This window comes from Bacillus sp. UNC41MFS5, assembly GCF_000686805.1.
The window spans coordinates 154,718-176,768 of sequence record NZ_KK366017.1 but is presented as its reverse complement, the minus strand read 5'-3'; the positions used below and the strand labels follow the sequence as shown (position 1 = coordinate 176,768).

The 22,051-nt window shown below is 36.0% G+C and carries 17 protein-coding genes; 5 read left to right on the top strand and 12 right to left on the bottom strand.

The genetic code is table 11. The features are described from left to right. Positions 1-33: 33 nt before the first annotated feature. The 3 genes from BR30_RS0117140 to BR30_RS0117130 form a co-directional block, all read right to left on the bottom strand. On the bottom strand, positions 34-1,503 hold the full coding sequence (locus BR30_RS0117140; protein ID WP_026566025.1) for an aldehyde dehydrogenase family protein: 1,470 nt from the start codon (positions 1,501-1,503) through the stop codon (positions 34-36). 144 nt (positions 1,504-1,647) lie between these two features. Beyond that, positions 1,648-3,942, bottom strand: coding sequence for a copper amine oxidase (locus tag BR30_RS33875; RefSeq protein WP_081825548.1), 2,295 nt, complete (start codon positions 3,940-3,942; stop codon positions 1,648-1,650). Positions 3,943-4,236: 294 nt separating this feature from the next. Next, positions 4,237-5,034, bottom strand: coding sequence for a helix-turn-helix transcriptional regulator (locus tag BR30_RS0117130; RefSeq protein WP_035445717.1), 798 nt, complete (start codon positions 5,032-5,034; stop codon positions 4,237-4,239). 620 nt (positions 5,035-5,654) lie between these two features. Between BR30_RS0117130 and BR30_RS0117125 the strand changes: the two genes are divergently transcribed. Beyond that, complete coding sequence (locus BR30_RS0117125) at positions 5,655-6,275, top strand: NAD(P)-dependent oxidoreductase (RefSeq protein ID WP_026566023.1); 621 nt, start codon at positions 5,655-5,657, stop codon at positions 6,273-6,275. 224 nt (positions 6,276-6,499) lie between these two features. Here BR30_RS0117125 and BR30_RS0117120 read toward each other — a convergent pair whose 3' ends face one another. The 7 genes from BR30_RS0117120 to BR30_RS0117090 all read right to left on the bottom strand — a co-directional run bounded on the left by BR30_RS0117120 (position 6,500) and on the right by BR30_RS0117090 (position 15,852). Next, positions 6,500-8,515, bottom strand: coding sequence for an ABC transporter ATP-binding protein (locus tag BR30_RS0117120; RefSeq protein ID WP_026566022.1), 2,016 nt, complete (start codon positions 8,513-8,515; stop codon positions 6,500-6,502). Continuing rightward, positions 8,512-10,269, bottom strand: a complete 1,758-nt coding sequence (locus tag BR30_RS0117115) for an ABC transporter ATP-binding protein (RefSeq protein ID WP_026566021.1) — start codon at positions 10,267-10,269, stop codon at positions 8,512-8,514. The genes BR30_RS0117120 and BR30_RS0117115 overlap by 4 nt, the downstream gene beginning before the upstream one ends. Positions 10,270-10,707: 438 nt before the next feature. Further along, the gene (locus BR30_RS0117105; RefSeq protein ID WP_231507744.1) at positions 10,708-12,675 is read right to left on the bottom strand and encodes a transglycosylase domain-containing protein; all 1,968 of its coding nucleotides are present in this window, start codon (positions 12,673-12,675) and stop codon (positions 10,708-10,710) included. A gap of 206 nt (positions 12,676-12,881) precedes the next feature. Further along, entirely contained in the window at positions 12,882-13,337 is a 456-nt protein-coding gene (locus BR30_RS0117100) for a helix-turn-helix transcriptional regulator (protein WP_026566019.1), read from the bottom strand. Between the two features lie 110 nt (positions 13,338-13,447). Next, positions 13,448-13,603: a FeoB-associated Cys-rich membrane protein gene (locus tag BR30_RS36035; RefSeq protein ID WP_081825497.1), complete on the bottom strand. Its 156-nt coding sequence runs from the start codon at positions 13,601-13,603 to the stop codon at positions 13,448-13,450. A gap of 21 nt (positions 13,604-13,624) precedes the next feature. Beyond that, positions 13,625-15,628: a ferrous iron transport protein B gene (gene feoB / locus BR30_RS0117095; RefSeq protein WP_026566018.1), complete on the bottom strand. Its 2,004-nt coding sequence runs from the start codon at positions 15,626-15,628 to the stop codon at positions 13,625-13,627. After that, positions 15,628-15,852, bottom strand: coding sequence for a FeoA family protein (locus BR30_RS0117090; RefSeq protein WP_026566017.1), 225 nt, complete (start codon positions 15,850-15,852; stop codon positions 15,628-15,630). The genes feoB and BR30_RS0117090 overlap by 1 nt, the downstream gene beginning before the upstream one ends. A gap of 318 nt (positions 15,853-16,170) precedes the next feature. Here BR30_RS0117090 and BR30_RS0117085 point away from each other — a divergent pair, with 318 nt between their 5' ends. The 4 genes from BR30_RS0117085 (at position 16,171) to BR30_RS0117070 (ending at position 21,119) form a co-directional block, all read left to right on the top strand. Beyond that, positions 16,171-17,301 (top strand): histidine kinase N-terminal domain-containing protein, encoded by a 1,131-nt coding sequence (locus BR30_RS0117085; RefSeq protein ID WP_026566016.1) that lies wholly within the window; start codon positions 16,171-16,173, stop codon positions 17,299-17,301. Between the two features lie 141 nt (positions 17,302-17,442). Beyond that, entirely contained in the window at positions 17,443-18,018 is a 576-nt protein-coding gene (locus tag BR30_RS0117080) for a GNAT family N-acetyltransferase (RefSeq protein WP_026566015.1), read from the top strand. A gap of 126 nt (positions 18,019-18,144) precedes the next feature. After that, entirely contained in the window at positions 18,145-19,473 is a 1,329-nt protein-coding gene (locus BR30_RS0117075; protein ID WP_026566014.1) for a hemolysin family protein, read from the top strand. Between the two features lie 293 nt (positions 19,474-19,766). Then, complete coding sequence (locus tag BR30_RS0117070; protein WP_026566013.1) at positions 19,767-21,119, top strand: hemolysin family protein; 1,353 nt, start codon at positions 19,767-19,769, stop codon at positions 21,117-21,119. A 67-nt stretch (positions 21,120-21,186) separates the two neighbouring features. Here BR30_RS0117070 and BR30_RS0117065 read toward each other — a convergent pair whose 3' ends face one another. Together BR30_RS0117065 and BR30_RS33870 are read right to left on the bottom strand one after the other, a co-directional pair. Next, a complete protein-coding gene (locus BR30_RS0117065; RefSeq protein WP_026566012.1) occupies positions 21,187-21,483 on the bottom strand; it encodes a hypothetical protein in 297 nt (98 codons plus the stop codon). Positions 21,484-21,633: 150 nt separating this feature from the next. Then, entirely contained in the window at positions 21,634-21,840 is a 207-nt protein-coding gene (locus BR30_RS33870; protein ID WP_051633667.1) for a CGCGG family putative rSAM-modified RiPP protein, read from the bottom strand. Positions 21,841-22,051 lie beyond the last annotated feature (211 nt).

The following is a 22,051-nucleotide window of genomic DNA, read 5'->3' as shown; positions in this document are numbered from 1 at the left end:
TTTATAAAGATAAGTTTTCAACTGAACATAGCCTTATATACCATACCAATTCAAGCCTTCTTCACTCAAATCAATCCATACATTTTTTGTCTCAGTATACATATCCATCGCTTGAATACCTAGTTCTCTTCCAAATCCACTTTGTTTTCTACCACCAAATGGCGCAGCACTGTCTAACATACTAAATGTATTTACATAAACTGTACCTGCTTTTAACCCCTTTGCCATACGATGTGCTCGTTTTAAATCATTTGTCCATAATCCTGAAGCTAATCCATACAATGTATCATTTGCTTTTTTTAACGCGTCCTCTTCATCTTTAAAACGAATAACTGACAAAACAGGACCAAAGATTTCTTCACGGGCAATCGTCATTTCATTTGTAACATTTTCGAAGACTGTTGGTGTAAAAAAGTATCCGTTCCCTGCGTCATTGTTTCTTTGACCACCAATGACAAGATTAGCACCTTCTTCAATTCCGACAGACACATACTGTTGAATTCTTTCTAATTGCTGTAGTGAAACTTGAGGTCCCATTTGTGTCGTTTGTTCTAAAGGATTTCCTACACGTATGGATTTTGCTTTCTTTACGAAAGAGTCCATAAACTTATCATAAATACCATCTTGAACAAATAGCCTTGTACCTGATGCACAAACTTGACCTTGAGCAAAGAAGATACCGAACATCGATCCATTCACAGCATTTTCAATGTTTGCATCATCAAACACGATATTTGGTGATTTTCCACCTAATTCGAGACTAATTGGTTTTAGATTTTTACTTGCTGCTTGCATTATTAATCGACCAGTGTTTGTTGAGCCTGTAAATGCAATTTTATCTATATCTGGATGAGATGAAAGTGCATCACCTGCGGTTTTTCCGAAACCTGGTACAACGTTAATAACTCCATCTGGAATGCCTACTTCATGAAAGATTTTAACCAATTCAAGAATACTAACAGGAGTTTGTTCTGCTGGCTTGATGACAATTGTATTTCCGGCTGCTAAAGCAGGAGCCAGCTTCCACATTGTAAGCATGAGTGGAAAATTCCAAGGTACAATTGCACCAACAACTCCAATTGGTTCTTTTAATGTGTAATTAAAGCGATTGTTTGGTGATGCTAAAGTACTGCCTTGGACTTTATTTGCAAGTCCTGCATAGAATTCTAGAACATCAATCATTGCAGGCATGGCAATAAATTTTGTTTCATTAATTGGCAGTCCATTATCCCGCGTTTCAACTTCAGCAAGCATGTCTGCTTTTTCCCAAAGAGCTTGGGCTACTTTATAAAGTAATCTCCCTCTATCCCCTGGGGCCATATTAGCCCACGGACCGGTTTCAAATGCTTTTCGGGCTGCTTCAACGGCTAAATTTACATCTTCAGGACCAGCCTCCGCAACTAATGCATTCACTTCACCTGTTGCAGGATTTAAAGACTCAAAAGTTTTCCCGGAAAGTGCATCAACCCATTTTCCATTAATAAATAATTGATAATGTTTCATATTTATTTTCTCCTTAATATTCGATTTATATATATTGCCATAGTATCTGTTATGAATTTTAGTAAGACCTTAGGTTCAAAAATAACAACATAATAAGAAGTAGAAATATCACAAAGGCCTTATGCAAGAGAGTACTGAATCTTATTATTTTTTTGGTAAATCCAATGTTGGTGTTCGATCAAAGAAATTCCAAGGTTTTAACATAGCATGTACCCATTCTGTTGGCATCATTGGCCATTCTTCAGCACGTGCTACATGAGTTGCCCCTGTTGTCATCCATACAACATTGTCCGTATTTTCAATAGAACTATTGTCAGCTGTAAAATGTTTCAATCCAGTATCTGTTTTACTTCGGTTAGGATATTTACCTTCAGGGTATCGTTCATTTGGGTCATAATTCGTTACCCATAATTGTTTATCCATAAAGTTTACACGGTTAAAAAGCCAATCATCTTTACTAAATAATGCACCTTTGGCAATAGGATGAGTTCCTCCGGCAAAAGGTATAATTTGATAAGATACTGGATTTCCCACTTTATTTTCTATATTGTAATTACTTAACAAGCGAATAGTTGAAGGATCAAACTTTTGAATAGCTTCCTGTTCAGTTGTTACCTTTTTTTGCTCAGTAACCATGACACTTTTTCGAGGTCCACCATCTTTATTTGCTTCTACTTTTGGATTGATTTCTGTTAACGTATTGTTCTCTCCATCGACATCTAAATCAAGTCTGAAATTATAAATATGCTGGTGAGTTGTCCCAACAATGTTATTATCAAGTAACGTACCATATTTTGTATCATCTTTAGCTGTTTCATCATGCATTGTTTCTGTCTTAACACCCTTTACAGCTTCAATGCCAGATGCTCCTACATCAATTTTTATCGTACCATTTTGTGATAATACCCAATCAAAAATATAATCATAGTTTCCTATTGTACTTACCCAACGTATAACTAATTCACGGCGTTCCCGACTTTGGTTTTCTTCTGTAAAAGTTGCAAGATCAGCATGCTTATATTCCGGACCAGCATACTGCTCGAATACGGCAATAGCATTTTTAATTATATAAGGATTTCCTGAATTATCCGCAATTGTTGCATCAAGGAGTACTGCATTTTCAGGTACATCCGTTCCCAATTCAAGTGGTGAAGTTAATTGCCCCATTCCATAGTCACCAGCATCTAAATAGGATTTAAAGTACCAACCAACATCTGGATCCCCGTATGGAACAATCATTCCACCTAGTGATCCCTCATACATAATTTTTCTCTTTTCACCCTGGTCATCATAAGTAACTGTTGATAATACAGGACCAACACGTGTATCCAAACGCAAGTGGAAATTCCATTCTTGCCAGCTAATTGTATTTCCTTTAATTTCATAGTTCTTATCTTCTGGTTCTTTAATATTAAGAGGTTTAACATCAACTTTATCTTTATAGTCTCTGCCATCATAAGCATTTAATTGCATTGGAACCGGTATGACCCCTTCATCTTCCACTTTAATCACTTTCTTCTTTTCAAGGTCAACTGTAGCGACTAAGTTTTCAATTGGATGAGCCCAAAAATTCCCGTCTCCAGTATTTAAATAGGAAACAACCTTTAGTAAACGCTTGTCATGCTCCAGACCATCTTCCCCATCAAAATATCCTACTGTTAATGGGGTCGATACAACTTTTTTCACGTCTTTAATGTCACGTTTTTTTAGCGCTTTTATAAACTCCTTACTTGATTCGATGGCAGTTTGGACAGTAGCGAAATCATCGATTATAACCATTCCATGGACACCATCAATTGTATTCCAAGAGATTAATTTATTAGTTGATAGATCAACTTCCCCCTCAATGACTTGTTTTCCATCTAAGGCAATAAATTCTGCTTTTCTGGTGAATGTTTGTTTCTCCTTATCATTAAAAGTCCATTCCCAAACTCTCTTTTTATCAGGCAGTTTTAACGTTATTTCTGTAAAACGAAGACTTTCCTTATATTTCCCTTCCTTTTTCAATACGCTAACAGTTTCTTCAATTTCTTTTGATGTTAGTGGATCAAGTGGATGATCCACTTTTTCTAATTGAAAGGTTTGTTCAAGTTCAGGAAAAACTTCGTTAACAAAGTGATGGGATACATAAATCTTCCCCTTTTTTTCTGTTACCGCTGTTTCTAATTCAATTTCCTCTCCATTAACAGTTGCTTTATTTGAATCAGGTTTTATTTTTATGACCGTATCATCTTTTTCGATGGTAATTGTATTTGTAAAAAAACTCCAAAAACTGGATTTAATAGCTGCACCAGTACCTTCTAATGCTGTGTCTAGCTTAATTAATTCCACTTCACCACCATGGGCATATGCTCTCTTATTGTCTAGTAATGAGAAAGGAACAAAAGCAATTAATAAAACAGTAGTGTAAATGATTACGTGTTTAAGAAATTTTTTCATCATTTTTATTATGTAACCCCTTTCATTTTTGATAATTCAAAAAATAAATAATAGACTTATCTTCTAAAACCATTCACAATTCGAATTGTCTTTTCTTTCCCCCTTTTATATTTAAAAGATAATAACATTATCATTGTATCTAGGTGAGTTAATAAATTATTGGAGAAAGCGGAACATAAACTTAAATTTATTAGAGCAGATTTATTAAGAAAATAAAGAAAAGACCGAAATCAATTGAATTGATTTCGGTCTTTTCTAAATATGTAAATAAGAAAATTATAAATTTTCAAAGTTTCAAAGTTTCATCACTAACTGTTTCGGTGTTACTCCCCCAAATTTTTTAAATTCATTAATGATGTGTGCTTGATCATAATATCCACTTTGATTAATAACATCCCATAAAGAATTATGGTTTAATAACATACTTAAAGAATACTGATATCTTGTTATTTGACTAAATAACTTTGGTGAAAGCCCAATTCGCTCTTCAAACAGCTTACGTAAATATCTTGGTGAATACCCTATCTCTGCTGCTAGATTATTAATATTAATATTTCCTTTTGAAGAATAGATATTATTTATCGCATAATTAATAACCCTTTGTGATGAACAATCTGTAAGTATCTTATTTCCAATCAATTCTTTATATAATTTAATTCTCTCATAAAAGTCATTTTCATTTATCAATATTTCTATAATATTAGGATCTAATGTAAGTAAGTCATCTAAAAGTATGTCTCTGTCTGCAATTTCTTTCATGGAATAATTAAAATTTCTTGAATCTAGATTAGGAATAAATCTGATTCCAAAATATTCATATCCAGCTTGAAAGATAATAGGTACTTTCTGTAGTCGACTTCCATACACAATTGCACGAGGGGAAATGTCATTACACCAAAACATGATATCAATACAACCATCTGGTTCAATCAAAATAGACTTGTTTAAATCTTTATTCAATTGAAATTGATAATACAGTATAGTTGTTTGGTTTATTATATCTAACTCTTTTTTTTCGAGATAGTAATCCGCGTTTTGTTCTAATTCTGGCTGTATAGGTATAAACCTGTTGTCTATTAACTTTAAACTCATTTCCCTACTCTCCTTTTCCATGGATTTTCACTCTGCAACGGCTTTATACCACATTAGTATGAAGGTCATAATTAACCTGTTTGACATTCTAGCAAAATCCTAAATTGTGAGGAACTCGTGCCTTTTGTTTTTGGTCATAATCCTATCAATTTTAATATTCAGAATATTATCACTTAATTAAGTCCTTTACAAGACCTTTCTCCCTAATGGTATTATTTACATCCCTGGTAATAAGTGTGGGGAAAAAGAGCGCCATGCGATTCATGCCTAGAAGCCAGAAGAATTTGGAGAGTATTTATAATAGAGGAAACTAAGCTAAGCTATAAAATTCCATTATTTCAATAATCATAAAAAAAGACTGTCGATAAATCCGATTATATTCGAATTTGTCGACAGTCTGATTCAGACACTTATCTGAAGTTAAATTAATGTTTAATGATTGTATATCCGATATAATAAGAAAGGATTAAAAAACTACCGATCAATAGTACTACCGAATACTCTGACATATACATCCCACCCCTATAATAGTAAATACTTAAACATTTTTAAAATATCATAAGCTGTCGGGTTGGCAAGTGACGAATATTACACTTTATTGACCAGGAGGTGAACTTTTTGTGAACATTACCATTTTTGGAGCAACAGGCAGAGTTGGGTCGGTTATATTAGAAAATGTTTTATCCAATCACCACTCCGTCCGTGCTCTGGTGAGAGATAGCAGTAAACTAAACATTAAAAGAGATGGCCTTCTTGTTAAGGAAGGTAATGTGCTAAATGAAACGGACATTGCGAGTAGTTTAACTGGATCGGATGCAGTGATTAGTTCTCTAAATACAGCTGGTACCACGGTACTGTCTGACTCGATGCCCTTTATCATTAAACATATGAAAGCCCAAGGAATACACCGGATTATTACGATTGGAACGGCTGGAATTCTCCAGGCTCGGTCTGCACCCCATTTATATCGATTTCAATCGTCTGAATCAAAACGGAAAAGCACACGAGATGCTGAAGAACATTTACGGGCATATTTATTATTAAAAGATTCTGGGCTCGATTGGACGATTGTTTGCCCGACTTATTTACCTATTGGAGAGAGATTAGGAAATTACAGATATGAAAAAGACTTTCTTCCTGATGATTCTTCTTCCATCTCTATTTACGATACAGCGGATTTTGCCTATAATCAGCTATTTAGCAATGAATTTATCGGTTCACGAGTAGGGCTTACTTATTAGAAAAGAGCAAGCGCCCTGGTCAGCGGCGTATGGCCTGGAGCGCTCCAACTGAGATAAAGGAAACACGAAGAGCCGGAGGCGCATTCGTGCTTGACTTATCGTAGGGCGGAGAGCGAAGGACACTAGCCGCTAGGGCGCTGGAGCTAGACAGTAAACTAGGTTCAAAAACTTATACTTTCTTATTATTAAAAAAAATCCCCTTAACTTTGTTAAGGGGGTCCCTTCTATCCGGCCAAATCTGTGTTGCCCTGCTGAAGTTCATACATTTGATAATATTTACCTTTTCTCTCCATTAATTCATCATGTGTGCCCTTTTCAACAATCATTCCACGGTCTAAAACAATGATTTGGTCAGCGTTACGAATCGTTGATAACCGGTGGGCAATGATAAAGGTGGTCCGTCCTTTTTTCAGAACTTCCATTGCCTCTTGAATCACAGTTTCCGTTTCAGTATCAATACTTGAGGTAGCTTCGTCGAGTATAAGTATAGCTGGATTGAATGCCAGCGCACGTGCAAAGGAAATTATCTGCCGCTGCCCACTTGAGAGGGTACTGCCTTTCTCAAGTACTGGCTCATCATAACCATTTTCTAAATTCTTGAATACCTTGTCAGCCCCTACATCCCTTAATGCTTTCTCTACTTTTTCTTTGGTTATCACAGGATCATTAAGACTTACATTTGAGGCTATTGTTCCTGTAAATAAATAGGGATCCTGCAAAACAATTCCCATATGGTTACGGATAGATTGACGTGAAATCGTTTCAATATCTCTTCCATCAATCGTAATTTTTCCCTTTTGACAATCATAAAAACGGAAAAGTAAATTCATAATTGAACTTTTTCCAGATCCCGTGTGGCCAACTAGGGCGACTGTTTCACCATGCTTTGCTTCAAAATCAATATTCTTTAAAACGTATTCCCCTTCTTTATAACCAAATGATACATGATCAAATGTTACATTTCCTTTAAAACGGGCAATTCGCTCACTACTTACATTTTCCCCCGGTTCATCCATCAGTTTGAATACGCGTTCTCCTGCCACAAGAGCAAGTTCTAGATTGGCCAATTGATTGACTATCCCCTGAACCGGTTGGAAAAGCCGGTTGATATAATCAACAAAGGCATATAGCATCCCTAGTGAAAGGATTGTAGAAGTATTGAGTGCCTGACCGCCGAAATACCAAATAAAAGCTACAAAAATAAGATTTCTTAAGACACCGACTAGGTTGTGCGAGGTCAATGAATTGAGACTTAATAATTTATTCTGGAACGTAAAATGCTCATGGTTAAGTTTCTCAAAATCTGCTTTTGTTTCTTTTTCACGACTGAACGCTTGGATAATACTCATCCCTTGGATTGACTCATTAATCATGGCATTTATTTCGCTATTCCTGGACCGAATCTCACGGTTGTATTTTGAAGCATACTTACGGTAAATCAACATCCATACATAAAGAATCGGCAATAACAATAAACATATCGCTGCAAGCTTTACATTTAAAATAAACAAAGCCACATAAATGCCTGTAATATAAATGGAACTTGTAAAAAAGGTTGCAAGAACCGTAACATATAACTCACGGATTGCCTCTGTATCATTCGTAATTCTTGCGACTACTTTCCCAGCTGGCAGGTTATCAAAATAATTAATTGGCAGACGTTGTATTTGTTCATACACATCTTCACGCATTTTTTGAATAATGCGGTTAGCTGATTTTTGCAATAAGAAACGTTCACCGTACTGGAACATAGCTGAAACTACCAAGAGTCCAAAATAAATGGCTAAAAGTTGAACGATAGAGGGAATCTCAGGCTGGTAAAAGGCTAAAATTTCAGATAGCCTCAAGATTTTGGCCTGATACTCAACCTTTCTAACACCATTTTTTATCTCCAATATTCCATCATTTAAAGTTCGCTTCCCATCAAATTCCAGCTTTTGATCGATGAAAACAAACTTGGATCCAACTTGCAAAATTTGGATTTGCTTTCCCCTTGTTTCACTACTAGATACATACTTTTCTCTTTTATAAAATTTCCCTTCATAATTTACTGCTTTTTTGCCGCTTGATGTTTCATACCAAACAGATTCAATTCCTAAAATATGCTGATCAATGATATTTTTAGCAATAAACGGGCCAGCGAGATCGGTTACGACAGAAATGGTCAGCATGACCAATGCTGCGAAAATAATTTTTTTATACGCCAAGGCGTATTTAGCTAATCGTTTCCCTGTTGTCATGCTTGCACCTCTTCCTCTATCTTCCCTGCAATCTGCTGGCGAATAAATTGTTCTTTATACCACCCATCATGTTCAAGAAGATCCTCATGTGTCCCTTCTTCGACAATTCTGCCATCATCTAAAACAATAATATGGTCGGCATGTTGGACAGCGGACATTCGATGTGTGGTAATGATTGTGGTCTTGTCATTTCTTACCTTTCTAATATTATCAATGATTCGTTTTTCTGTTTTGGCATCAACTGCCGACAAGGAATCATCGAGGATTAGGATTTCTGGATTTTTGATCAGTGCGCGCGCAATTGAGATTCGTTGTTTTTGCCCTCCTGATAAGGCCACACCCTTTTCTCCAACGAGCGTACTTAATCCTTCTGGAAGAAGGGCAAGATCTTTTCGAAATGCAGCTAAATCAATGGCCTCTTCTAATTCTTCATCGCTTGCATCTTTCCTGCCAAAAAGGATATTCTCTTTCACACTTCGAGAAAACAGCACATGATCCTGAGGCACATAACCAATCCAGTCGCGAACTTGATTTATGGTTTGCTCTTCTAAAGATACCCCAGATATGGTTACTTCTCCATCGCCTAGTGGATATTGTCTTAATAACTGCTTAATAAAGGTGGTCTTTCCTGAGCCTGTTTTACCAACAATACCCAATGTCTGCCCATGTAGCAGCATAACATCAACCTGATTTAGGTTATCATTCTTCGAAGAGGGATAACGGAAAGTTACTTTTTGATAATCAATTCGATCTGCACGCTGTATGGAAACTGGGTCTAGAGGACTGACGACTTCTTCCTCATAGCTAAGTGTTTCATTAACGCGGTCAAGTGAAGCATTCCCCCTCTGCATCACATTGATCAACTCGCCTATTGCGAACATGGGCCAGATTAGCATCCCTAGATACACATTAAACGAAACAAGATTGCCCAATGTTATCGATTGATGGAAAACTAAATAGGCACCATACCCGAGGCCAATTAAGTAACTAATACCTACAAGCACTTTAATCGTTGGGTCAAATAATGCGTCAATTTTTGCAACGTTTATGTTCTTGTGATAGACATCTTCCGTAAGTTGATGAAAGCGCTTGCTATCTGCGGATTCTTGAACAAAAGCACGGATGACTCTAACTCCTGCAACTGATTCAAGTACTCGGTCATTCAATTCACCAAACGCATCTTGGGCTTCCATGAAGCGGGTATGAATTCTTTTTCCATACATTTGCATTAAAATCGCCATAATTGGCAGCGGAATTATTGCCGCTAGTGTTAACTTCCAACTAATTAAAATTCCCATCGTTAACAATAGTGTCAGCATCCATACACTTGAATCTACGAGTGTCAGGATCCCAAAACCTGCTGTGATTGAAATGGCCTTTAAATCATTGGTGGCACGCGCCATTAAATCTCCAGTCCTATTTTTTTCATAGAATATTGGAGTCATTTTTAGTAAGTGAGCAACGAATCTGGACCTAAGCTTCCTTTCAACGAGAAAGGCTCCTCCAAACAATCGATACATCCAGATATAGGTTATTGCATAAGATGAAACCATGATTGCCAAAAGAATTCCAAGGTATTGTATTATTTTCTTATTATTTATACTGCCTTCATGAATATCATCGATCGCCAATCCGATTAATTTAGGCGGAATCACATCCAATATACCGACTAAAATTAATAGTGTAATTGCGATGACATATCGCTGCCAATTTTCTTTAAAGAACCAACTTAATTTTTTTAACACCGCAAACATAACTAACTTCCCCCTTATGTTTTACTATCCGCCATCTATTGCCCCTGCTGTATTTCCTGTCCAAGACCCATCCAAATATCTCATCCATATTTCCTCCTTCAAATTGGTTTTGAACTATAAAAAAAGACATACCGCAACAGTGCAGTATGCCTCCTTTTAAAAAAAGGGACAAAAAAACACACGTCACGTATTAAAGAAAACGTAACCTGTGTTTTTATCAGTAATCAATTTCTTCACATTGATAAATTAACAGGAAATTTCTTCAGGACAGGTTACATTCAAATATTTAATTGTTAAAGAAACATGATTGAAATTAGTCATTTTTGTAACCCTCCCTTTCCTTTTTTTACTTCCTTTGTAGGTTATCACCAGTTCTTTTAAAAGTCAATTCCCATTTTTCTGAATTGTTTCAAATATCTTTCGTCACATAGAGGAACATTAATGCCCTTTTCCCTTATCATTCCATTTTTTTCCCCACTTTTCCTTTTGTTTATTCCATTTCTCTTCCCATTTCTGAACTTCGTTATTAAAATTCTCTTGAAAATTAAAACGATTCTTAGCAGCATCTTCCTGCTTTTTCTTTTCAATCAATGTGGAGATATGCGGGACATTAAAGCTTTCAGCAGGCTCATTCGTTAATGCCTTCATCATAACTTCCCGAAAAACAACTGCTGAACCCTTATTGCTGACAGGCTTGATATAATGATCCTTGTCTGTTTTATCATAGCCAACCCAAATCGCCCCGACCAGTTGTGTGGTATACCCCACAAACCATTGATCCTTCAAGCCATTTATCCCTTCTATCGGAACCTGAGTTGAACCAGTTTTTCCAGCTGTTTCTCGGCCAGGTATTTGTGCAGCCTGACCTGTACCTTGTTCGACAACACCAAGGAGCATGGTCGTCATATTGTCGGTTACGGCCTTGGTTGTGACTCTTTCTTTTTTTGCTTTCCAGACAGCGACAACCTTTCCGTCAGCATCAACAATTTTCTTTATCGTATGGGCCTTCGTTCTTACACCGTTATTCGGAAAAACGGAAAAGGCTTCAGCCATGTTCAAAGGAGAGACACCTTTGTGCAAACCACCTAGGGCAAGGGATAAATTCCGGTCATTTTTATCCAATGAAATTCCAAACCGCTTAATTGAATCTAATCCTTTTTCAATCCCAAGTTCGTTCAGCAACCACACAGCAGAAACGTTTTTAGATTCTTTTACAGCTTCATACATGGGCACCTGACCAGCATATTGATCATCGTAATTACTTGGTTGATAACTCCCAAATGTCATTGGCTCATCTTTTAACATATCAGTGATTTTCCAACCTTCTTCAAGTGCAGGTGTATATACCGCTAATGGCTTAAAGGACGAACCAGGTTGAGCCTTTAATTGCGAAGCTCGATTATAGCCTCTAAACGAATGTTTCCCTCTGCCTCCAACAATCGCCTTAATTCCACCTGTCTTGGGATCTAAGAGGACACCACCGCTTTGAACTAGGGTATTATCTTTTCCTTCTTGAAATAAGGATTCATTTTGATAAGTCTCTTCCATGGATGTTTGCATTTCTGGTTCAAGTTCTGTAAAAATTTGATAGCCGCCCGTTAGTAATTCATCCTGTGATAATCCATATAGTTTTATAGCCTCTTCTAAAACCTGATCAACATAGTATGGAAATTTGCCTCGGAACGGGTCACCGCCCTTATCATTCAATATTACTTTTTCATGCATAGCTTTTTCATACTGAGAATCGGAAATATACCCTTGTTTCTTCATTTGTACTAATACTAGATTTCTCCTTTTTGTCGCCAATTCCATATGTTCATAAGGATTCAGTGCGGAAGGTGCTTTAATTAGTCCTGCGAGTAATGCAGATTCACTGATTGACAGGTCATTAACCTCTTTGGCAAAATATTTGCTCGCAGCCGTTTTAATCCCCCAAGCACCATTTCCAAAATAAATTTGATTTAAATACATTTGCAAAATTTCTGGTTTTGAATATTCCCGCTCAATCTGTAGTGCTAAAAAAACTTCCTCCATCTTCCTATTTAAGGTTTTTTGTGAGGTGAGAAGTGTATTCTTCGTTAATTGTTGAGTTATGGTGCTGCCTCCTTCAACCATTCCTCTAGCTTTTAGGTCACGGATGAGCGCCCTTGATGTTCCAATTAAATCCACACCGCCATGTTGATAAAATCGACGATCCTCAATAGCAACAATCGCGTTTTTCATTGAATCTGGAACTTGCTTAATAGAGACACCTTCATTTTTATTCGACGACACTTTACTTGCTACTTCCTCATTCACATCATAAAACACGGTAGCCTGTGGCAGCTCGTTCTTAAGTCCAGATATATCTGCATCCTTGGAAAAATAATAAAGTAGTCCAAAAAAACTTAAGATGATGCTTAACATAGAAAGCACTATGATTTGGAGCAAGTGCCACTTTTTCAAGTTATTGAATATGGCCTTCATTTTCTCTTTTGATACCAAATGAAAAACATCCTTTATCTGTAATCTATCATGGGTAAAATTTTCGAAGATAGGGAAAGTTTTTATGACGATATTAGTATTCCAAAAAAAAGAAAAAAGATGGCGGATTTCCATCTTTTTCATGTCATTTATTCATTTTTGGCCAATTCTTTAAAACGTTGTTTCGATACCTTTTCATCAATACTGCTAAAAATCCGATAATTTTCTTCATCCAAAATCCGAAAATGTTTACTAAGAATATTTTGTTGAAGAATATACCCGTTCTTTTTCGAAACAACTCTCCACCAAATCCGGCCGCCGAGTGTTTTTGACTTCCGAATATCTATTCCTTCGCGGGCAACCGTTTCTAACACCTCGAGCGGCTCATTCCCAAATAAAAATTGGACTGTTTCAGTTTCACGAAATAGTGCACAAATCGAAACTACAGTAGACCAGTTGGCTAAAACTCTACCTTTCTCAATTTGAACCAGTGTTTTCTTTGAGACACCAATAATGTCCGCCATTTTATCCTGTGTATAGCCGACTTCCGTCCGTATGAGGCGAAGCTTTTCAGAAACCTGCATTATAATTTCATCTCTGGTCAAGTTAAGCCCTTCCTTCAATTACAACTAGTGTAATTTTACACTAGTTTACTCAATTCTTCAAATCCTAGCATCAAAAAACTGCTACCTTTATAGATAGCAGTTTCAATAATTTATAAGGATTTGGGCGGTATTCCACAATTGCTGGAACATGAATTTTTCAAATCGCATGCCCCGCATTTTCCCTTTTTTGATTTATTTATAAACCTAACTAAAGCCCATGATGCGTATCCAAAAATAGCTGCTCCAATTAAAATATTGGCAATCATTTGCTCCACCTCTTTCTAGAATTAAACAAGTCCTATCAATTTGCCACCTTGATAGATAATCAAAGAAAGCACATAAGCAATTGCAAATGCATATATCATAGAAAAAGCTGTCCATTTCCTTGAATTTGTTTCTTTATAGATAGTTGCAACCGTCGCTAGGCATGGGATGTATAACAAAATGAAAACCATGAAACTATAGGCAGCAAGCGGGGTATAATAGTCCGCCAATAATCCTTGCAAACTTACATCTTTCGGAACAAAATAAATAATATTCATGGTAGAAATAATGGCCTCTTTTGCCAAGAACCCAGTAATTAACGAGGCGGATGCCTGCCATGTTCCAAATCCAATTGGATCAAAAATTGGGGCGATTACATTCCCAATCGAGGCTAAATAACTTTCATCCATGTCAACCTTTAAACCATTGGGGCCAGCATAAGATAATAACCAGATAAAGACAGAACCCGCAAAAATAAATGTTCCAGCTTTTCTAACAAACCCCTTTCCTTTATCCCAAGTACTCCTCCACAGTGATTGAAACTGGGGAAGACGGTAAGGGGGCAGTTCTATAACAAATAATGAAGTTTCCGATTTTAGTAATGTAGACGAAAAGACTTTTGCCAAGACCAATGCAACCACAATCCCAAGGACATATAGGCTTAGAACAACTAACGCCTTATTTCCTGCAAAAAAAGCTCCTACAAATAACGCATACACTGGCAATCGTGCTGAACAGGACATTAACGGGGTAAGCAATATGGTTACCAGCCTTTCCCGTGGTGTCTCTATTGTTCTTGCTGCCATTATTCCTGGTACATTACAGCCGAAGCCAATCATCATCGGGATAAACGCCTTCCCATTTAATCCAACTGACTCCATGATTCGGTCCATTACCAATGCAACACGAGCCATGTACCCGGAATCTTCTAATAAAGAAATAAAGAAAAATAGGATGAAGATTTGTGGTACAAATACGAGTACACCGCCTACCCCAGCAACTAGCCCATCAATAATTAATGCATGAATAAAACTTGAAGCATGAATAGCGGTTAAAACCGACTCAAATCCTTTAGTAATTGGTCCTGTTAAAAATCCGTCCAGAACGTCAGATAATGGTGTTCCGAGCCAATCAAAAGTCAGCATAAACATGACATACATAAGCAGTAAGAAAATGGGCATTCCTAAAAAACGATTGGTAACGATCATATCAATTTTTTCAGAGAGTGGAATGTCAAAGTTACTTTTTTTAGCCACTTCGACGACGATTTTTTCTATTACTTCTTTTCTTTTTTGATAAATATAGTTTGCTAATGATTTTACATTAAAAAGTGTTTGTAAGGTTGACTCCAAGTTAACCATTAGATCATTAAGCTTTTGTACTCCAACAATACTATTTACATAGTTTCTAACATATTCATTTCCTTCAAAATATTGAATAGCTAGAAATCGTCCAGAAAGGCCGGTTTTGCCATTAATCTCTGCTGTCAAAGCGACAATTGCTGCTTCTACCTCCTTACCATAGTAAACAAGGCTTTTTTTAGCAGGCTGAATTGATTGAGTTGATATGACATCAACTAATTTATCACAGCCCTTACCACTTCTTGCCACAACAGGAACAACTGGCACTCCGAGAAGGTTTGAAAGTTTAGATGCATCTATCTGAATCCCGCGTTTATTTGCTACATCGGCCATATTAAGTCCAATAAGTGCTGGTTTTTCAAACTCTAGCAATTGCAAGGTCAGATGTAAATTTCGTTCTAATTGTGAAGCATCTAATATATTTAGCAAGTGATCCACTGATTCATTAAGAAAAAAGGATGTAACCACCCCTTCATCCTTCGATAACGGATTAAGTGTATACACACCCGGTAAATCAATTAAATGACCAATATTATTTTTAAAAACCCCAACTTTTTTTTCAACGGTTACACCGCTCCAGTTACCAACATACTCATAGGAACCTGTAAGATTATTAAACAATGAAGTTTTCCCTGTATTGGGATTTCCAATAAGAGCGATTTCCATTATATTCTCTCCACTTCAATTCGAACTGCTTCTCTGCGGCGAATACCTACACATTGTCCGCAAGATTCAATCATTACTGGACCGCCAAATGGCATGACACACTTCACACACACTTCTGAGCCTTCAGTGATCCCTAAGTCAAGTAAACGTCTTTGTACCAGGTGACCTACAAGAGAAATATCAATAATTTTCCCTTTATCTCCTGCTTTTAAAGAACCAAACATATATATCACCCTATCTCCACTAATTGAGAATGATTATCTTTCTTGTATTTTAACACTTTTTTTTAGTTAAAAAGCTTATTAAATTTGTCAAAACTTTGAAGAATTTTCAAGAACCAACGACAAGCACTATACAAAAAAAAAGAAAAGAGCTTGAGGCCCTTTTCCATTCTTGTCTTTATAAATACCTAATAGAATCAGTAATTGAGATATTAGGATAAAATTCAAGATTTTTATTTTAAAATAAAGGAGGATTTTCTATTTAAACCTCGAATAGATACTATAAGCAGTTTTTTGTCAATAACATAGGGGGAAAACGGCATGTTCACGGAAAACCAAACAGATTTAATTGATTTTTTCAATCAAAATAAACAGAAAATAATTCAAGATTGGGAAAATGCCATTGTTACCACTAATACGGATCCTTTTAAATTAAAAATTCACGAAAACGGCGAGGCTCTACTCGAAGTTTTACTTAATATGCATAAAATGACGGAAAAAGAACTTTTAGACATAATTGAAAAACTTGCTATTGAAGTATCGGAAGAAAGAGTTTTGGCTGATATTAACCTTGGTGATTTTGTTTATAACGTTAATCTTGGCAGAACCGTTTTATACAGCCAATTAAGTACTACTGGGATCCCATGGACAGCCCTGCAGGAAGCATTAAATAAAGTAAATTTTTGTTTCGATAAATTTTTATACTATGCTGTTTCCCATTACTCTGAAGCAAAAAACAAAATTATTGAAGAAAAAACAATGCACATCGATTCTACACATCAGGATCGATTAACATTGCTTGGGCAAATGACCTCTAGCTTTATTCATGAGTTTAGAAACCCCTTGACGTCTGTTCAAGGATTTATCCAATTGCTTAAAGCTGATTATCCGGAGATGAAATATTTAGATATCATTTCAAGTGAATTGGATCAACTTAATTTTCGTATATCACAATTCCTCCTTTTGTCAAAGAAGGAGTTGATTGGTAAAGAAAAGGATAACTTCAATTTAAATACATTAGTGGAAGAAGTATTAAACTTCCTTTATCCAAGTATACTTGACGGAAAAGTAAAAATAAGAAAAGATCTACGTGAAGATATTACTCTTAATGGGTATGCAGATGAAATTAGACAGGTATTAATTAATATCATCTTTAATGCAATTGATGTATTGAATCATGATGAGAATCCGAATCCAACAATCGAGATCAATAGCAGTCTAGAAGATCAGTTCATCAAAATCAATATTTCCAACAATGGACCTGTGATTCCCGCTGAACTAAGAAAATCCATTTTCGAACCATTTTTTACGACAAAGAAACTAGGTACAGGTCTTGGCTTGTTTGTATGCAAAGAAATTATTGAAAAACATAAGGGAAATTTAGAATGTGATTCATCTCCAGATAAAACTACATTCTCGATTCTCTTACCTGTTGAAGCCCTAACCCCTTAAACTAATAAACAAGAAATTTCATAGTTCGCATGACCAATCCCACTTTATTTAAAGCAGGGATTTTTTTGTCTTAAAATCTTCCCGCTATCAACCCGTCATGCATATGATGAACTAAAAATTTTTTATCGGGAGATTAGACCAATGTTTACATTAAAGGTTGATAATGAAATTGAACTCCAGCTATTACAACAGCATCACGCCTCAAGACTTTATCAAATGGTGGAAGAGAACCGTGAACATCTGCGTGAATGGCTGCCATGGGTGGATAGCATGAACTCCCCATATCAGTTTGAATCCATTATTCCGATATGGCTAAATCAATTTGCAGAAAATAGCGGTTTTAACGCAGGGATACTCTATAAAAGCAAACTTGTCGGCTCCATTAGTTTACAACAAATAGATTGGCACAACCGAATGACAAGTATCGGTTATTACCTTTCAAAAAAGGCTGAAGGTCATGGCATCATGACCCGGTCGGTTCAATCCTTGCTAAACTACGCATTCTTCCAATTAGGATTAAATCGTGTTGAAATTCGCTGCGGTATCAAAAACAAAAAAAGCCGCGCTATTCCTGAAAAACTCGGTTTTATTAAGGAAGGGATTATTAGAGAGGGCGAACAATTATATGGCCGCTTCCATGACCTCTTTATTTACAGTATGCTTGCCAGCGACTGGAATAAACGAGTTCCATATTTAGACACAAAACTGACTATCTAACTCTAAAGGATGCTGCCTGATTGGCAGCATTTTTTCTGTTCGATTTGCTAATAGATTATTTTTTTGAAATAATGTTTAGAAACCAACGTAAGTGAGGTGGCATACCTTACACTTGTAAGGTGATAGATGATTTGGATGAATGTAATGATTATTGTTTTCCTAATAGCCTTTACCGCCCTTTTTGTCGCTTCAGAATTTGCGATGGTAAAGGTTCGATCCACAAGAATTGATCAATTATTATCAGAAGGTAATCCAAAAGCAGAAGCAGCTAAGAAGGTAATATCTAATTTGGATGGTTATTTATCTGCCACCCAGGTTGGGATTACGATTATCTCCCTTATTTTAGGCTGGCTTGGTGAGCCCACTATTCGAGAACTGCTCAATCCAGTTTTTGACCTGATTCACATCCCTTTATCACTTAAACACATTATTTCGTTTATATTTGCTTTCATTGTCATTACTTTTTTCCATGTTGTCATTGGAGAATTAACACCGAAAACGATTGCCATACAAAAAGCAGAAGAGATTATCTTATTTTTTTCTCGTCCATTAATCTTGTTTTATAAATTGATGTACCCATTTATATGGATTCTAAATCGGTCGGCACGGTTTGTGACTGGACTCTTTGGAGTACAACCCGCATCCGAGCACGATATCGTCCTTTCCGAGGAAGAATTAAGGTTAATTCTTTCGCAAAGTTACGAAAGTGGTGAAATAAACCAATCCGAATATCGATATATGAATCGAATATTTGAATTTGATAATCGGATTGCTAAAGAAATTATGGTTCCAAGAACTGAACTCGTAACACTTTCAAAAGATGCATCCATGGAGGAAATTATTGAAATAGTTAAGGAAGAAAAATATACAAGATATCCCCTTATTGATGGGGACAAAGATAATATTTTAGGGGTTATTAATATTAAAGAAGTTTTAACTGATTGTATCCAACAAAAATGTACTGGCGATCGACCGTTGCTTCCCTATCTAAAGCCCGTCATTCATGTCATTGAAACCATACCGATCCAGGAACTTCTGCTCAAACTGCAAAAGAATCGTTCACATATGGCCGTTTTATCTGATGAATATGGCGGGACAGCAGGAATTGTCACGGTTGAAGACATACTTGAAGAAATTGTTGGTGAAATACGCGATGAATTTGACTTGGATGAACTTCCTCTCATCCAGAAAGAAGCCGATGGTCATTTTATTTTAGATGGTAAAGTTTTAATCAGCGAAGTAAACGACCTTCTCGGTACAACACTGGATGAGGAAGATGTCGATACAATTGGCGGCTGGTTTTTAACACAAAAGTTTGATGTACATAAAGGTGACTCTATTGAACATGAAGATTTTGTATTCCAAATTAATGAAATTGAAGGACACCATATCTTGTACATTGAGGTTTATAAAACCGAATTAGATGAAAAACAAGCAGATGCTGCCCCTGAGTAGGATCTGCTTGTTTTTTATATAAATTTTTGTAATATTTCGTCTTTATTGTTCATATTCACTATGATTCTCCATAAAATATAGTTATCAACTAATATACTAACCAGAACGTTTGACTGTATAGTTCAAATTCTTTATAATTATTGTTAATTTATTAAATTGTCGAGGTGGTATGATGACCATTAGACGAGATTAGGAGAAAACTAGAAATAAATTCAAGGAAATAGGAGCCAATTTTTTTATCAAACTGGGAGGTGACTCCTTACCTGTCTAAAAAACAGGATAAGGGAACTTATTTGGACATATTTAACTTGGTTATTATAGCCATTTTAATTGCGTTAACTGCTTTTTTTGTTGCTTCAGAATTTGCTATTATCCGAATTAGGAGCTCAAGAATTGATCAGTTAATTGAAGAAGGAAATTCGAGTGCTGTGACTTCTAAAAGAGTGATTTCAAATCTGGATGAATACCTATCAGCCTGTCAGTTGGGAATAACCATCACTGCCCTTGGTTTAGGTTGGCTAGGTGAATCAACTTTTGAAAAGATTTTGCATCCATTGTTCGAAAGACTGAACATTCCAGAAAGCTTTAACCATGTATTATCTGTTGGCTTTGCATTTGCAGCAATTACCTTTTTACACGTAGTAGTGGGGGAACTTGCTCCTAAAACATTGGCAATTCAGAAGGCAGAATGGATTACTTTGGTGGTGTCACGTCCGCTTATACTATTTTACAAGATAATGTACCCTGTTATTTGGTTGCTTAATGGCTCAGCACGAATTACGACTAAATTTTTCGGTCTTAAGCCTGTATCTGAAAATGAAATTGCTCATACAGAGGAAGAACTTCGAATTATCCTTTCTGAAAGCTACAAAAGTGGTGAAATTAACCAATCTGAGTTTAAGTATGTAAATAAAATATTTGAATTTGATAACCGTATTGCTAAAGAAGTTATGGTTCCAAGAACAGAAATTGTGTCCTTATCTAAGGAAGATACATTAGAGACTTTTCTTCAGGTATTACGTGAAGAAAAATTCACACGGTATCCCATCATCGATGGGGATAAGGATCATATAATTGGGCTAATCAATATAAAAGAAGTAATGACGGATTTAATTGGTAATGAAAAACTAGCAGAACGGACTCTAGAAAACTATACTCGTCCAATTATTAGAGTAATAGAGACGATTCCCATCCATGACTTATTAGTAAAAATGCAAAAAGACCGCGTTCACATGGCAATATTAATGGACGAATATGGGGGTACTTCGGGACTTGTAACAGTTGAAGATATCCTTGAAGAAATTGTTGGGGAAATTCGTGACGAATTCGATATGGACGAAATTCCAGAGATACGAAAAATTAAAGAAAACCATTATATTATTGACTCTAAAGTTTTAGTTAGTGAGGTCAATGATCTTTTGGGAGTAGAAATTGACGATGAAGATGTGGATACAATTGGGGGTTGGATTCTAACCGAAAATTACGAAGCAAAAGAAGGCGATATCCTCCTTCATGAAACCTATTCCTTTAAAATTCTTGATATGGAAGAGCATCATATTCGTTATATTGAGGTCTCGAAAAACGCCAATAATGACGAGAATGTTAGTCAACAAGTTTCAATATCCAATTCAGAAGTGCTTTCTTAAACATTCCTAACCAGACGGATTTTTACCCGTCTGGTTTTTTATCTGAATTAACTCCTTAATAAAATGATTATCTAGATTTAATTATAATCATTTCCTCTTCTATTTTAGCAATTTTAACTAAATGAGAATCAAGACGTCGGTTGATATGCTGAATTTCATTATTGTGTGTATCTTCAATCCTTTGAAGCGATTCTTTTATATCAGAAAGGTCAATTTGATTTACTTCTACACGGTGTTCAATGCTATCCATTTTCTCAAGCCGGGATAATCGTTTTTCAATACTTTTTAATGTTTCATTTAAGGTATGGAATAAACTTTTTATGTCATTAACATTATCTGTTAGCTTATCGATTTCTTGTACCATCGGAAGACCCCCTCCTTCGTTCTTGCTATCATCTTATCATTATTTTCACTATAAATATGTTACAATATCAGCAACACTAGATCGGAAGTAAACAATGATTTATATTTTCCAAACCCTTAGTACATATCCCCCGCATCCACACTGATCAATCTATTTAATTTTTACTCTTTTGTCGTACAACTCCTCTAATAACGGCTGTAAATAAACAACAGGATTACCAAACGCAGGCGCGGTCACCAAGTTTACATAGCACCCCTTTTCTGTTTCTTCTACAGCTTGAAGTGCATCAGTCATAATCAGGTCAATATCTAGTTCATATTCATCATGTTCTAAATCCTTCGTCCAATCTTTATCCATATATTCCTCCATAAAAGTAAGATTTATTAGTTATTAAAACCTTTTTTGAAAAAAAAGTTGTGATCCATTGCACACAAGTGAACGTTTTAAGAAAAAAAAATGAACATTTTAAAAAATCATAATATCGAAGGACCAGTCCGTGAATAAAATCACATGCAAAACTATTTAAAAGTTTTAATCTTTCAATATAGGGAAATGGAAACAGACTTTA

Excerpts from the sequence above, each read along its gene's own strand:
- BR30_RS0117140 (WP_026566025.1), bottom strand. The coding sequence starts at position 1,503 with ATGAAACATTATCAATTATTTATTAATGGAAAATGGGTTGATGCACTT.
- BR30_RS33875 (WP_081825548.1), bottom strand. The coding sequence starts at position 3,942 with ATGAAAAAATTTCTTAAACACGTAATCATTTACACTACTGTTTTATTA.
- BR30_RS0117130 (WP_035445717.1), bottom strand. The coding sequence starts at position 5,034 with ATGAGTTTAAAGTTAATAGACAACAGGTTTATACCTATACAGCCAGAA.
- BR30_RS0117120 (WP_026566022.1), bottom strand. The coding sequence starts at position 8,515 with ATGACAACAGGGAAACGATTAGCTAAATACGCCTTGGCGTATAAAAAA.
- BR30_RS0117115 (WP_026566021.1), bottom strand. The coding sequence starts at position 10,269 with ATGTTTGCGGTGTTAAAAAAATTAAGTTGGTTCTTTAAAGAAAATTGG.
- BR30_RS0117105 (WP_231507744.1), bottom strand. The coding sequence starts at position 12,675 with ATGTTAAGCATCATCTTAAGTTTTTTTGGACTACTTTATTATTTTTCC.
- BR30_RS36035 (WP_081825497.1), bottom strand. The coding sequence starts at position 13,603 with ATGATTGCCAATATTTTAATTGGAGCAGCTATTTTTGGATACGCATCA.
- feoB (WP_026566018.1), bottom strand. The coding sequence starts at position 15,628 with ATGGAAATCGCTCTTATTGGAAATCCCAATACAGGGAAAACTTCATTG.
- BR30_RS0117090 (WP_026566017.1), bottom strand. The coding sequence starts at position 15,852 with ATGTTTGGTTCTTTAAAAGCAGGAGATAAAGGGAAAATTATTGATATT.
- BR30_RS0117085 (WP_026566016.1), top strand. The coding sequence starts at position 16,171 with ATGTTCACGGAAAACCAAACAGATTTAATTGATTTTTTCAATCAAAAT.
- BR30_RS0117080 (WP_026566015.1), top strand. The coding sequence starts at position 17,443 with ATGTTTACATTAAAGGTTGATAATGAAATTGAACTCCAGCTATTACAA.
- BR30_RS0117075 (WP_026566014.1), top strand. The coding sequence starts at position 18,145 with ATGATTTGGATGAATGTAATGATTATTGTTTTCCTAATAGCCTTTACC.
- BR30_RS0117065 (WP_026566012.1), bottom strand. The coding sequence starts at position 21,483 with ATGGTACAAGAAATCGATAAGCTAACAGATAATGTTAATGACATAAAA.
- BR30_RS33870 (WP_051633667.1), bottom strand. The coding sequence starts at position 21,840 with ATGGATAAAGATTGGACGAAGGATTTAGAACATGATGAATATGAACTA.